This window comes from Paenibacillus sp. FSL R5-0378 (genome assembly GCF_038009285.1).
Taxonomy (GTDB): domain Bacteria; phylum Bacillota; class Bacilli; order Paenibacillales; family Paenibacillaceae; genus Paenibacillus_AQ; species Paenibacillus_AQ favisporus.
This window is the reverse complement of sequence record NZ_JBBPAY010000001.1, coordinates 6707979-6722110: the sequence shown is the minus strand read 5'-3', so window position 1 is coordinate 6722110 and position 14132 is coordinate 6707979. Positions and strand designations below refer to the sequence as shown.

11 protein-coding genes are annotated in these 14132 nt (G+C 56.3%); 7 read left to right on the top strand and 4 right to left on the bottom strand.

Features of this window, described 5'->3' with window-relative positions:
• The first annotated feature begins 169 nt into the window (after nucleotides 1-169).
• The 6 genes from MKY74_RS31145 to MKY74_RS31120 all read left to right on the top strand — a co-directional run bounded on the left by MKY74_RS31145 (nucleotide 170) and on the right by MKY74_RS31120 (nucleotide 9205).
• Nucleotides 170-2431, top strand: a complete 2262-nt coding sequence (locus MKY74_RS31145; protein ID WP_076175680.1) for a helix-turn-helix domain-containing protein — start codon at nucleotides 170-172, stop codon at nucleotides 2429-2431.
• Between the two features lie 308 nt (nucleotides 2432-2739).
• Nucleotides 2740-4368, top strand: a complete 1629-nt coding sequence (locus MKY74_RS31140; RefSeq protein WP_076175733.1) for an extracellular solute-binding protein — start codon at nucleotides 2740-2742, stop codon at nucleotides 4366-4368.
• Between the two features lie 45 nt (nucleotides 4369-4413).
• On the top strand, nucleotides 4414-5310 hold the full coding sequence (locus tag MKY74_RS31135) for an ABC transporter permease (protein ID WP_076175735.1): 897 nt from the start codon (nucleotides 4414-4416) through the stop codon (nucleotides 5308-5310).
• Between the two features lie 39 nt (nucleotides 5311-5349).
• Nucleotides 5350-6222 carry a carbohydrate ABC transporter permease gene (locus MKY74_RS31130; RefSeq protein ID WP_076175682.1) on the top strand — a complete coding sequence of 291 codons (873 nt, stop codon included), beginning with the start codon at nucleotides 5350-5352 and terminating at the stop codon, nucleotides 6220-6222.
• A gap of 166 nt (nucleotides 6223-6388) precedes the next feature.
• Nucleotides 6389-7393, top strand: a complete 1005-nt coding sequence (locus tag MKY74_RS31125) for a sugar phosphate isomerase/epimerase family protein (protein ID WP_076175685.1) — start codon at nucleotides 6389-6391, stop codon at nucleotides 7391-7393.
• A 42-nt stretch (nucleotides 7394-7435) separates the two neighbouring features.
• The gene (locus MKY74_RS31120) at nucleotides 7436-9205 is read left to right on the top strand and encodes a hypothetical protein (RefSeq protein ID WP_076175687.1); all 1770 of its coding nucleotides are present in this window, start codon (nucleotides 7436-7438) and stop codon (nucleotides 9203-9205) included.
• Between the two features lie 162 nt (nucleotides 9206-9367).
• Here the strand turns inward: MKY74_RS31120 and MKY74_RS31115 are convergent, their stop codons facing one another.
• The gene (locus tag MKY74_RS31115; protein WP_076175689.1) at nucleotides 9368-10120 is read right to left on the bottom strand and encodes an SGNH/GDSL hydrolase family protein; all 753 of its coding nucleotides are present in this window, start codon (nucleotides 10118-10120) and stop codon (nucleotides 9368-9370) included.
• Nucleotides 10121-10273: 153 nt separating this feature from the next.
• Between MKY74_RS31115 and MKY74_RS31110 the strand changes: the two genes are divergently transcribed.
• The gene (locus MKY74_RS31110) at nucleotides 10274-10546 is read left to right on the top strand and encodes a NifU N-terminal domain-containing protein (protein ID WP_076175691.1); all 273 of its coding nucleotides are present in this window, start codon (nucleotides 10274-10276) and stop codon (nucleotides 10544-10546) included.
• A gap of 243 nt (nucleotides 10547-10789) precedes the next feature.
• Here the strand turns inward: MKY74_RS31110 and MKY74_RS31105 are convergent, their stop codons facing one another.
• From MKY74_RS31105 to MKY74_RS31095, 3 genes are read right to left on the bottom strand one after another with little or no spacing between them, the layout of a single operon-like run.
• Nucleotides 10790-11890: a Gfo/Idh/MocA family protein gene (locus tag MKY74_RS31105; RefSeq protein WP_076175693.1), complete on the bottom strand. Its 1101-nt coding sequence runs from the start codon at nucleotides 11888-11890 to the stop codon at nucleotides 10790-10792.
• Nucleotides 11891-11895: 5 nt separating this feature from the next.
• A complete protein-coding gene (locus MKY74_RS31100; RefSeq protein WP_076175695.1) occupies nucleotides 11896-12744 on the bottom strand; it encodes a sugar phosphate isomerase/epimerase family protein in 849 nt (282 codons plus the stop codon).
• Nucleotides 12745-12780: 36 nt separating this feature from the next.
• A complete protein-coding gene (locus MKY74_RS31095) occupies nucleotides 12781-13944 on the bottom strand; it encodes a Gfo/Idh/MocA family protein (protein WP_076175697.1) in 1164 nt (387 codons plus the stop codon).
• Nucleotides 13945-14132 lie beyond the last annotated feature (188 nt).

Genomic DNA, 14132 nt, shown 5'->3' with positions numbered 1-14132 from the left:
CATATGAACCAGCGCCTATGGATTGATTCCGAACCGTCCCATCCGATAGAATAAAATGAATAAAGAAAGCGCTTACCTCATGTCGAAAAAAATTGGCGACTACCATGGCCCCTTTGATCCGTTATCGTGATTCCATGGCAAACAACCCGTTGTAAAGGAGTGATTGGCATTGCGGAACAGCTGGTACCGCCGAATGCTGCTTTCGTATTTCCCCATCTTTTTGATCACTGTAACGATTCTTGTGTTCCTGTCTTTCCTCGTCGTCAATGAAATTTCCCAGAAGGAGACGGTTAAGGCGGATCAGATTTCTACGGGATATATCGTGGACACGGTCCAGATGGCCCTCAAGGAAATCGAAATGAACGCACTGGATGAGGTGGAGCGGAACAGCCGCTACAACGATTTTCTTCAGGCGGACGGTCCGCATGAGCGGGATGCGGTATATGCGGTCGTGGACAGCCTGCGAACCCTGGCTGCCAAAGACGAGCTCGTGGATTCTGTGTATGTGTACCGCAGCGGCGATCGGCAGACGCTCACAACGAGCGGTCTCCTGGAGTGGGACGAGTTTGCCGACAGGCCGTTTGTCGAGCTGGCGCTGGGCCAGCCGGCATACCAGGGCTGGTCCCTGATCCGCGACTATCATGAAATGGGGAGCGATGCGAAGCGGCGGGTCATCTCTATGTACAAACGGGCCCCGCTTCCGTTCGGTACGCAGGGCTTTGTCGTCATTAACGTCAACATGTATGCGCTGGAGCAGAAAATCCGGACCATGAAAGATACCGATGTATCCTTCCTTCAAATCCGCGACCGGGAAGGAAATCTGATCTTCTCGACGCGTCCGTCCGAACCGGGAGACGCAGAGGCTGCAGAAGGCCGTATTCTGAACCGTATTCCGTTCCAAGCCACCGGCTGGACGTTTGAGAGCGGGATTGCAGCGGGCCAGCTGTTTATGTGGGTGTCGGTCGTTTCGTACATCTGGATCGTCATCGGCGTGGGCACCGTGCTGGCAGCCGTCGCCTACTTACTGTATATCACCAAGCGCAATTATAAACCGATCCGCGCCATGATGCACCGGATCGAAGCGGTCCGTGACCGGATGGATCCTCCGGGCGGCGCCAAGAGCGACGAGCTGCTTCTGATCGACCGGGCATTGGAAAATTTAATCCGGCAGACCGCCGACTATGAGAAGCAGCAGCAGGAGAACATGCTGATCGCCAGAAGGCAGCTGTTCATCGACCTCGTTCAGGGGGAACGACTTGGTGATGCAGGCGAGCGTCTGGACCGATTGAAACCGCTGCCGGTACAGGTCACGGGGCCGTATCTGCTGGTCCTCGTAGAAATACTGGAATTTCCGCGTTTTCAGCAGGGCTTTTCGGTTCAGGACCAGAGCACGCTCAAGTTTGCGCTGACCAATGTGCTGCAGGAAATGGCCCGCGACGAAGGCTTGCACGGCTGGGGGGAATGGACGGAAGCGAACCGGATGGGCCTGCTGCTCGGTGTGAGCCCGGATGTGACGGAAGAAGAGACGCAGGAGAGGATTCGAAGGCTGTCGGAGCGGGGCATCGCCTGGACCCATGACCATTTGGGCTTGTCCCTGATGGTCAGCGTCGGACCGCGTTCGGACTCATGGGAAGAAGTGTCCGCCTCGTATCAGGCCGCGGCCAGGGCGCTGCAGCATAAGCTGTCGCTTGGCCAGAGGGCATTTATTCTCAGCGAGGACATGCCGGCTAACGCGGCGACCAGAACATATACCCACCTGCAGGGCATCGCCGAGTTCGTGAAGCAGTTCCGGCTGTCCGACGGCGATTGGCGGAGCCGTCTTGAGCGGATTTTTGACGACCTGAAAGCCGATGCCTTGAAGGATGAGGATATCCGCATGCTGCTGCTGACGATGATGGAAATGCTGGCGCGGGAGGTCGGGGACCTTTCCGAACAGCTGCAGTCCTGTTTTACGGGCGAGCGGGCCGGATCTTGGCGCCGGGCTGTTGAGGAGACGACGTCGCTGGACAAGCTGCGATCGTTGTTTACGGAGCAGCTGGCAGAGATTTACCGTACGTTCGTAGCCGTCAGCGAAACGAAAAGCCACCGGGCGATGATCGTGGAGATGAAGGCGTACATCGAAGAGAATTTTGCCGATCCGGATCTGTCACTGAAGCATCTGAGCGACCGCTTTCAGATCTCGGGCAAATACGCGAGTTACCTGTTCAAGGAAGAGTTCAACATGAAGTTCGTCGATTTCATGGTCCAGCTGCGGATGGCCAAAGCGGAACGGCTGCTGCTGGAAACCGACGACACCGTCCAGCACATTGCGCTTCAGGTCGGCTACGCCAATTCCATTACCTTCGGCCGGACGTTCAAGCGGGAGGTGGGGGTGACCCCGGGCGATTACCGCAAATTAAAGGCGAAGTCGCAGCGTGACGTTCCGATTTAAGGAACGCGTTCGAGGGCAGATGCAGGAGCCGTAAGCAGTCCACCAAGCCTTGCAGCTCCTGGCCTGAGCGGTGTTTTGAAAATAGTTTATTGCCGGAAAACGGTTTGCTCTTCAGGGTGTTATGGGTTTTCCGCCTCTACGCCCAAACGGTTTATCGATCCGAAACTGGTTTATTGTCCAGCCGCCGCATCCCGTGACATACTGTGGGCATTCCCGCTGATGCGGTAACCGGCCCGATTGAAAGCGTAAACAATAATCCGCTTGCCATTCAGCGGAGCCGGCATGAAAAAGATGAAGGGATGATACGAATGGTTGGGAACAGGAACACAAGATCTTTGGCAAAATCGGTTCGCTTCATGTCAGCCGTGCTGGTCGCGGGCAGTATGCTGTTGTCTGCATGTTCGCCCAAATCGGAACAGGCCGCTTCGGAAGGATCCGGATCAGGATCCGGGTCCTCAGGCAAACAGGTGACCCTGTCGGTGGAGGTGTTCGACCGCGGCAATTCGCCTTCGGGGTATACCATCAAAGATAATTATTGGACCCGCTGGGTTCAGGAAAAGTTCGGCACCCCTAATCAGATTCAGATGAATTACGTTCCCGTCCCGCGTTCGGAGGAAGTCGAGAAGCTGAACGTGCTGATGGCAAGCGGCGGAGATGTGCCGGACATCGTGTTCACGTATGATTCCAGCACCTTTTACCGATATGCGCTGCAGGGCGGGCTGACGGACTTGACGGAGCTGATTGATCAGTATGGGCCGAACCTGAAAAAGTTTCTTGGCGACGAGGTGCTGAACTATGGAAAGGTGGATGGGAAGCTGTACGCCGTTCCAGCCAAACGGTCGAACCTCGGCAAGTATTCCTCGTTTATCCGCAAGGACTGGCTCGACAAGCTGAGCCTGCCTGTGCCGCAGACGACGGACGAATTGTACTTGGCGCTGAAAGCTTTTAAGGAAAAGGATCCGGGCGGAACCGGGGGCAAAGTGATCCCGCTCGGCATGACGATCGCTCCGGCGCAGTACGAACCGCTGATCTGGTCTTTCATCAAGGAGACGACGGAGGAGCAGAAATATACGCTGACCCAGCAGCTCGGATCCCGTGATTATCCGATCCTGCTTCCCGGCTTCAAGGATGCGCTCCAGTTCATGAACAAGCTGTACAACGAGGGATTGATGAGCCGGGACTTCGGGCTGGACGAGGACAAAAAGAAGATGAGCGAGGATATCTCCACCGGAAAGGTCGGCTTCTTCAGCGAGGACGACACAAATATTTACTATGCGGACGGTACCTACGAGACGCTGCAGTCCAATGTCAAGGGTGCCGAACTCCAGGCGGTGGATGTTTACACGAATGAAAAAGGTGAGCATGCCAAGCCGGAATACGCACCGGTGGGCTTGTACGTTATGATCCCCAAATCCAGCAAGCATGCGGCAGAAGCGGTGAAATACCTGGACTGGATGGCATCGGGCGACGTGCTCTTCAACATGCAGACAGGGGTCGAGGGCGAGAACTATACGATGAAGGACGGCATCCCGGTGGCGCTGGAAAATCCGACGGAGGAAGCGAAGAACCGGATGTTCAATGCCGGCGATATGACCCTCATTACCAACGGACAGCAGCTGGGAAGCCCTGAGAAGAACAAGGAGGCCAAAGCGCTCCAGTTTCCGCCGAAGTATCAGGACGGTGCCCGGGAAGCCTTGAAGATTTCCAACTCCGATACGGTGCCGCCGGTACTGATGGATCGCCCGATCGAAGCCCAGGCCAAATACGGCAATACGCTGCTCGACAAGTTCAACGAAATGATCGTCAAGACGACGACGGCAAAACCGGAGCAGTTCGAAGCGGTGTACGATTCCCTCATGAAGGATTATATGGCCAGCGGCGGTCAGGCCGTTCTGGATGAGCGGACCAAAGTGTACGGCGAAATGAAGTCGAAATAAACCGTGCGGCTAGGCCCGTCAACAGAGGAGGCAAGGCTTGTGAAAATGACGCGTTATTTGGGCAGATATTGGCAGCTGTATGCGCTTCTGCTTCTGCCGCTGGCTTATTTTATTATCTTCCGGTATGGACCGATGTATGGCATTCAGATCGCTTTCAAAGACTTCAATCTGTTTCAAGGCATTAACGGCAGCGAATGGATCGGACTGGACGCTTTCAAGGAAGTGTTCGGCATGCGGGACTTTTACAAAACGCTGCGCAACACCTTGATGCTGAATTTTCTCGATTTGCTCGTTTCGTTCCCGGCTCCGCTGATCCTGGCGATTATGCTGTATGAGCTGCGGAGCGCGTGGTTCAGGAAGCTGTCCCAAACGATCCTCTACATTCCCCATTTCATTTCCTGGGTGATCATCGGGGGCATCGTGTACCAGGTATTCGGCACGCAGTCCGGCATGATCAACAATGTCATTACGGCCTTTGGTTTTCCGGAGGTTCCCTTTTTGACGGATAAAAATACCTGGCTGATCACCTATCTGCTGGTCGGGGTATGGCAGAGCGCGGGCTGGGGAACGATCATCTATCTGGCGGCATTGACCGGCATTAACAAAGAGCTGTTCGAAGCGGCGGAAGTGGACGGGGCTACACGGATGAGGCGCATCTGGCACATTACGCTCCCCGGCATCAAGCCGACGATCGTGACCCTGCTGATCATCAACCTGGGCCACATGATCTCGATCGGCTTCGAGCGCCCGTACATTATCGGCAACACGATGGTACGCGATTATTCCGACGTGCTCAGCACTTTCGTGTACCGGATCGGCCTCGAATCGGGACAGTATACGCTTGCCACCGTTGTCGGCCTGTTCCAGGCGGTGGTGGGGCTGGTATTCGTCCTCGGGGCGAACTTTGTTTCGAGGAAGCTGACCGATGAAGGCATTTTGTAGCGCGGCAGGAGCATTTTTACGAGAAAGGAGTGAACGAAGATGAGATCGCAAACGTCCGGCAGGGGATTCGATATCGTCAATGCGGTGCTGCTCGGCATCGTCGTGGTGGTCTGCCTGGCCCCGTTCCTTCATATTCTGGCTATATCCCTCAGTTCGAGCCGCCCGGTTCTCTCCGGAGAGGTGAGCCTGCTCCCGGTAGAGCTGAATTGGGGGGCTTACCGGCAGGTGTTCAGCGACTTGTCGATGATCCGATCGCTTGGCTTTACGGTGCTGCTCACCGTGATGCATACCGTCATGTGCATGCTGATGACCGTTGCGGCGGGGTATCCCCTTACCCAGAAAAAGCTGAAAGGCCGCAGACTGATCATGTTTTTGATCGTGGTGACGATGTTTTTCAGCGGCGGCATCATCCCGGAATACATTCTGGTCCGCAGCCTCCATCTGATCGATACAATGTGGGCGCTGATTCTGCCCGGCCTGATCAACCCTTTTTACCTGATCATCCTGATCTCGTTCTTCAACAACATCCCGGATAGCCTGGAGGAATCGGCCGAACTGGACGGAAGCAGCCACTTCCGGACGCTCATCAGCATTATTCTGCCGCTGTCGATGCCGGTCATCGCCACACTCAGCTTGTTCTATGCGGTGGGCCGGTGGAACGGGTTTACGGATACGCTGCTGTACATTACCAGCCCTGAACTCTATCCGATGCAGCTGAAGCTGTATCAGCTGATCCAGAACAACATGGTGTCCGACCTGATGCAGATGGAGGGCGCAATGGTGAGTCCGATGCAGCCGGAGAGCCTGAAGGCGGCGAGCGTTATTTTTGCCACCGTTCCGATTCTGCTCGTTTATCCTTGGCTGCAGCGGTATTTCGTGAACGGGGTCATGATCGGCGCGGTTAAGGGGTAGGCGAATGGGAGTGGAAAATAAATTTATCGGCTGTAGGATCAGTTGTACCGGTTTTTCGGCAAAAGGATATAAGGCTTGGTTTGAGTTTGAAGTTGAGAATGAGATTGAGTGAGCGATGCCTTTCGAGGGGCGGAACGCTTTTAATCGAGTACAAGGAGGCGGCTTGATGGTTCTGGATAAGGGAGAGTATTCCTTTTCAACCTGCTGGAATATTAAACGCCACGCCGTGGGAAGCGATATGATCGAAGAAATCCGGGGGCTGGGCTTTAAGCGCGTGGAGCTCAACTATAACGTCACCCGGGAAATGCTGACCACGATCGAACCGATGATTGAGCGCGGCGAAATCGCTATTTCCAGCGTGCATAATACGTTCCCATTTATTGACGATCCCGATTACGGGACCGATTCGGTGCTGCTCGGATTTGACGATGAAGCCAAGCGGAAGCGGGCGGTCGATCTGCTGGTGCAGTCGGCGGAATATGCCGCCCGTTACGGAGCGGCAGCCGTGGTCGTCCACCCGGGTGAGGTGCCGTTTGAGGCCAATATCGATCAGGAGCTGAAGACGCTCTACAAGGAGCACGGGCCCGATTCGCCGGCATACCGCAGCCTGTGGGAAGAGATGCTGGAGCGGCGGGATTCGCTGAACGGGCATTATGCGGAGCGGATCGAGCGCAGCCTGGAAGACGCCTGCGGGCGGATCGCAGCCAAAGGATGGGACGTAACGATCGGCATCGAGACCCGGTCGCGGTGCTACCAGATGCCGACGCTGAGGGAAGCGCGCGGCATCATTGACCGCCTTCAAGGCGCCAAGGTCGGCCTGTGGTACGACTTCGGCCACGGCATGATGATGGAGCGGATGGGTTTGTACGACAACGCGGCGGACATGAGCCTGATCATGGACCATATCGCCGGGATTCATATCCACGAGAGCGTAGGCTTGTCCGACCATTGGTGCCCCTATGTCCACAGCGGCGACATGGCTTATTTCGACCGGTTTTTACCGGTGATCGAAGCCGCGCCTGTGAAGGTCTACGAGCTGAAATCAGCCTGTACGCCGGAGGAGATCGACCGCAGCCATGGGCTGCTGACGGCCAAGCTGGAGCGTCTGCGGGCAGCAGGCGGCCGGACCGGGACGGGGCACATTTCGGTTAACGAAAGTGGTGTGGAGTAAGGATACGGTGGCATGATGAACCCGAAAGCGAGTGGATAAAGCATGTATGAACAATTGGTTGGCATAAACGACCGATGCGTGGAGGAAAGCCTAAGCCGCCAAGTGCTGGACGAGGGCAGCCGTTATCATGGAGGCGTCACGGACCCGGTCAACGGCATCGCCTGGGCCAGCCATGGCGGCACGCCGATGGTCATGGCGCTCTGGGCCGCGGCATTGATCAATCCCGATTCGCGTTATTATCATAACGAAGAGCTGCTCAGCAGGCTGGAGTATGGAGCCGAATTCCTATTGAGATTCCAGCATGCGGACGGCTCCATCTCCCCGGGCTGGACGAATATGCACTCCCCGCCGGATACGGCGTTCGTGGCAGGCGGTCTTGCTCAGGTGCACGAGCTGCTCGAGGCCCATCTCGAAGGCTGGGAGCAGCTGGAGAAAGCCACCGGCCTGATCCGGTTGTTCCTTACCCGGACCGCCCCTGTACTGCTGACAGGCGGCTGCCATACCCCCAACCACCGGTGGGTGCTCACGGCCGCCCTCGGCTTTTTGTACCGGCTCACCGGCAAGGAGGAACTGAAGGACAGGGCCGAAGCCTGGCTGGCTGAAGGGATGGACTGCACGGAGGACGGGGAATGGACCGAGCGGAGCAACGGAATCTATAACGGGGTCAGCGACATCGTGCTGTATTATGCCGCGGAACAGCTGAACCGGCCGGAGCTGCTGGAGCCGGTCCGCCGGAACCTGCGGATGATGGCTTACCTGATCCATCCGGACGGCGAGGTGGTCACCGATTATTCCGGCCGCCAGGATTACGGGGTGAGGCATGACCTATCCGGCTATTTTCTAATCAGCCGACTGATGGAGCATATGGACCGGGATCCGCTGTTTGCGGCGCTCGCCGATGCCGCCGGTCAGGCGATTGTCCACCCGGGCTGGCTGCCGAACAACGCGATGATCGGCTATCTGCGCTATCCGCAGCTCCGTGAGCGGCGGGTTCAGCCGTCTCCTCTTCCCGATCGCTACCGCGTGATGATCAATCGGCATTTTGACCGCGGGCAGTACCTCCGGCAGCTGGAAAGCGCGGGCCATTACGGCCGCATTTACCACAGCCGGCTGCACACCGATTTCGGCGCTCCGGTCGGGCGGCAGCGGGACGGTCAGACCAGCCTGACCGTCATGGCGGAGACGGACTCGTTCCTGTCCCTCCGGCATGGGGCTGTGCGGCTGCTGGGCGTCCGGCTGGCTTCCTCGTTCGAACCCGGCTACGTCAAAATGAACACGCTCGAAGAGCTGCCAGGCGGATACCGTTTGGCCGGCGACGAGGCCAAAGGCTATTACGGACCGCTTCCCCGGACAGCACTGCCGCAGACCGCGGCAGGTGGCGGGACGAGCCCGTGGTACTTGCTGCCGCATCATTTGCGCGAGATGACGCATAAACAGCACCATCGCGCCGAAGCGGATCTGACCGCGGATGAAGAGGGGTTCCGGCTTCGCGTGCAGTGCCGGGAACCTGAAGGCATGATGACGCAGATATCCTTCGTCTTCGGCGGCGAAACGGCGTTCGCCGGGGAAGGATTGTTTCCCGCAGACGAGTCCGGCGGCGTGCTGTTCTGGAAGCAGGGCGGCGTCCGCTGCAGTGCCGGCACGGACTGGATCGAGATGGAGGGCGGGCAGCACGGACACTGGGCGAAGGCGCTGAACAACACCGGCTTTCCTGCCGGCTGCCGCACGCTGGTCGTCAATTTGATGACGCCGTATGACTGGACATTCACTCTGCGGCTCTCCCCGAAGGAAGGCTGTGGAAATCACGAGTGAAGAAATGACGGATGGCGAAACTCAGAATGAGAAAACTCCGAATGACAAAAAGGCTGTTCCCCAGGTGAAGTCACCTGATAGGGCAGCCTTTTTTAGTACAAACCAAGCAAGTCTAGAAGCAAGGTACGCCTATTGAATTGGATATTCGCATGATCCTATCATTTACACCTCGCAGCCAATCGTATTGTCCTTCAGCAAATGCCCGTAATTGGCTTTGACGAACTCGAGAACCTTGTCGTAAATGATACGATGGCCGTCCTGGTTCGGATGGATGCCGTCGGAGCAGATGAATTGGGTAAAGTCCGGATGGGCGAGAAAAGCACCCCGCACGTCGATGTATTTGGTCTTGGTCAGCTCGGACACCTTGAGGATCGTCGAATTGTAACGCTCCTGCCACCAGTAGATTTTGGTGACGCTGCCGAGAAACTTCATGATGTTTCGCTCCGCTTCGGGGTTATCCTGGCTGACCCACTTGAAGTATTTATCCGCGTTGAGGGGAGGGAGGCTCATGAGAACCGGCGTAATCGACTGGCTTTTCAGAAAATTCACCGTATCCGTCAGCATTTTCTCAAACAGCGTAAAATCCGTCTTGGGACGGTGCTCCGCGTCCGGATTGCTGGCAATTTCGCTCCAGTTAAAATCGCAATCGTTGCCGCCGTATTCAATCAGCACCATGCTGGGCTTGCCCTTCAGAATTTCTTTCTTCAGGCTGCCGATGCCCTTCATCAGCGTATTGCCGAATCTCGCCGTGTTTTTCACGGCTCCCTTTAGTTTGTCCTGAAGAAGGGATACGTAATTATCCTCAAGGATGACATATTTGCTGCGCGTTTCATCATACACGACCCCCTTGGAAATCGAGTCCCCGGAAACGATGTACGTGGCGTCCATTCCGGGCTGCAGTCTGCTGTCGCTCATTTCTTCACCTCTCCCTAACCGTTCAATTCCTTTTATTGTAATCCAGCGTTTCGCCAAGCGCAAATGATGTCGCTTTCACTTCTGAAGGGCGAATTGGTTTTGGTGGAAAATGGACAATATGGTACAGTTATAAGCAGAAAGGAGTGATTAAGCATGGCCGTATCCATTCAAATTCAGCAGACACCGAACCCGCACTCGCTTAAAGTCAATGCGAGCCAGAGCCTGTTCGAAGGACCGAAAAGTACCTCACTGAAAAAAGGGGACGACACCGACCATCCGCTCGCCGGCGCGCTGCTCAGCATCGACGGGGTGGACAACATTTTTGGCATCGGGACGTTCGTCACCGTCAGCAAAATGCCGGATGCCGATTGGGAGAACATCGTTCCGAAAATCGAAGAGGCGTTTACCAACGTCTACGGGGAGTAGTGACAGAATAATAGCCACAGCCTCAGCACGTGCATGACATATAACCGAATGGCATGGCTATTCTTTATTCGATGGATGCCCTAACGGAATAGATCCAAATCCGGATGGAATGAAAAAGCTCCCGCCGTGCTCTTAACCTCTTTACACAGAGGGGGAGCGCGATACGGGAGCTTTTTTGCTTATGGAAAAGTGGTCAATCCTGGCAGCCCGTTAATTTAACACGCGGCCGGGCAGGAATTGTGGCTACGAATTCGTCTGCAGCACTTGATCGATACGTACGGCCGCCTCCTGCGCCTTAAGGCACAGCTCGGCTGCTTTAAAGCAGTGTTCCTGGGTCATGGCATTCTCGGTCCGGTTAAGGCAGTCGAGAATGAGCTGGCCGAAGTAAGGGTACCCTACCTTGCCTTTGACTTCGAAGTGCTGCTCGCCGTCCCCGTTCACCAGGTAGACATGTTCGCCGCGCGGATCGCGGGCGATGTCGATGTATTTGCGCAGCTCAATATAGCCTTCGGTGCCGAGGATGATCGTCCGGCCGTCGCCCCAGGTGCCGAGACCGTCCGGCGTAAACCAGTCGACCCGGAAATACTGGGTGGCGCCATTGTCGCCTACCAGGGTCGCGTCGCCGAAATCCTCGAGCTCGGGATAGTCCGGGTTGTTGTAATTCGCTACTTTGCTGTGCAGAACCTTGGCGTCCTTGCAGCCGGCATAGAACAGGAACTGTTCGATTTGGTGGCTCCCGATATCGCACAGAATGCCGCCGTATTTATCCTTCTCAAAAAACCAGTCCGGACGCGATGGCGCATTCAGCCGGTGCGGGCCGAAGCCGGTCACCTGGATGACACGGCCGATGGCTCCCTTTTGCACGAGCTGTCCGGCATAGACCGCTGACTCCACATGAAGCCGTTCGCTGTAATAGACAGCATATTTCTGGCCGGTTTCCTTCACCTTCCGGCGCGCCGCTTCCAGCTGGTCCAGCGAAGTGAACGGCGTTTTGTCCGTAAAATAGTCTTTTCCTGCGTCCATCACCTGCAGCCCAAGAGCACAGCGTTCGCTGGGCACCGCGGCTGCGGCCACCAATCGGACCTCCGGATCCCCGAGCACCTGCTCAAGGCTGTCTGCGATCTGAACCTGCGGGAACTTGTCGGCAAAAGCCCGGCTTCTCGCCGGCTCCGGATCGTAAACCCATTTCAGCGTCGCCCCGGCTTCGATCAGCCCGTTGCACATGCCATAAATATGCCCGTGGTCCAGAGCCGCCGCCGCAAACACAAACTCGCCCGGTTCAACAACATGGTTCGGCTTGCCTTCCGGCGCGTAGTTCATTCCGTCTTTATTTTGTGCGGTCATGAAGGTCACATCCTTTCGCGCATGAGCTGGGCGAATTCCTTCAGCAGCTCACGCGACGTGTATTGTTCGCTGAAATCCTCGATGCCCAAGTAGCCGTCATAGCCGACGGATTTCAGGTCATTGAGCAGTGAGGTGAAATCTACGATGCCTTCGCGCATCGGCGCCCATTTCGAACGCCATTTGACCGTTCCGTCTTCACGCGTTCCTTCCCGGATCCACTCGGCGTTTTTGATGTGGACGTGGGCGAGGTAAGGACCGAGAAGCTGAAGGCCCATCCGGGAATGCTCGAAGCCTTCGTGGATCATGTTGCCCGGATCGTACAGGACGCCGATATGGTCCGGGCTGCAGTGGCTGACCAGGCGGTGGGCGAGACCGGCGCTCGGCGCGATCGTGCCGTGATGGGTTTCGATGATGCCTTTGACGCCGTATTGCTGGGCCATATGCTCCGCTTCTTTTAAATAGCGGACTGTCTTGTCGTACAGCTCGTTATAGTCGGCGGATGCGTTGTAGCCGGCTACGCCGAGGCGGATCATTTTCGCCCCAAGCTGCTGGGCCGTCCGGAATACATGCTCCGTATCCTTTAGGTCCAGATGGTTCAGATAGGGAGTGATGCTGGCGACTTCAAGCCCCTGTGCAAGGGCCAGGTCTTTGAATTTCTGCATTTGGTCCGCGGGAAGGGAAGGGTCGATCGAGCACAAATTGTTGCTCCAGAACGACGGCTTCTCGCCTGCAGCGCCTGCGGGAACTTCCTTGAAGCGCCATTCCACGCCGTCCAGTCCGGCTTCCTTGGCGGCCAGTACAAGCTCTTCAGGGGTCAGATCCGGGGTGACGACGGTAAATACCGATAGTTTCATAGGGCGATTCTCCTCTTATCGAAAATGGGATATCTATCAGTGAGTTCCGGATACGTCCAGCACCTTACCACCGGCGGTTTCCTTGCGGAACGTCGAGTTTTTGATCTTCTCCTGCAGCTTGTCGTAGAACAGATCCTCGTCGAGCGGAAGGTCCACCCAATCGTCCGTCCAGGCCGACAGATGCATCGCGTTGGAGATCGTCAGGCCGCGGATGCCTTCTTCGCCCGGGGCGATCAGCTTCTCGCCATGCAGCAGGGCATTAGTGAAGTTCTGTAAAATTCCGTTATGCTGCGGACCGTGTCCCCCATGCACCGGAATGTCGCATTTCCAGCATTCCGGCTGGCCGAATCCGCCTGTATATTCCGCGTTGAACTGCGGCTCGGGCACGCGCAGGCGCCAGAAGGTGATTTTGTCGTCTTCGACGACGATTTTGCCGTTATCCCCGGAGAGCTCGAACCGGTTCGTTCCGGGTGCCTCGCCTACAGTGGTCACGAATACGCCGGTAGCTCCGTTTTCATATTCGACATAAGCGGTGACATCATCTTCGACTTCAATATTGCGGTATTTACCAAAGTGGCAGAAAGCACGCACGCGCTTCGGCATCAGGCCGGTCGTCCACTGCCACAGGTCCAGCTGGTGCGGATCCTGGTTCAGCAGCACACCGCCGCCTTCGCCGGCCCAGGTGGCCCGCCAACCGCCGGAATTATAGTAGCTCTGCGAGCGGTACCAGTTGGTAATGATCCAGTTGGTCCGCTTGATATTCCCCAATTCTCCGGAATGCACCAGGTCGCGCAGCTTGGTATACAGCGGGGAGGTCCGCTGGTTGTACATAATGCCGAACAGCTTGCCCGATTGGGAAGCGGCCTCGTTCATTTCGCGAACCGCCTTGGTGTAGACTCCGGCCGGTTTTTCGACGATGACGTGGTAACCGTTCTCAAAAGCCTGGATCGCCAATACCGGATGATCATAATGCGGAGCGGCGATCAGGACGGCATCCATCGCTTGCGAGGCGAAGAACGCCTCCGGTGTGTCGAATTTTTGAACCGATTCCGGCAGATGGGCCTGTGCCCACTCCAGACGGGCGGGGCTTGTATCGCATATCGCCGTCAGCTGCGCCCCCTTGATTTTGTCCACCAAATTCAGTGCATGACTGCTTCCCATATTCCCGATGCCGATAATGCCGTATCGTACTTGCTCCATCTAAATGATCCCGCCTTCCCATGGATTATGAACAAAGTTTGCAGGCATGTAAGCCATTACATCTCCCTCAAGCTTAGCCCGAATGGCATGGGAAGCAAATGGCTAAGATTAAGAGGGTTTTGCACAAAATTAAGGTGTTTTCGTAAAATGGGGATGATACAATGGCATTACATTAGACGACTATTTTC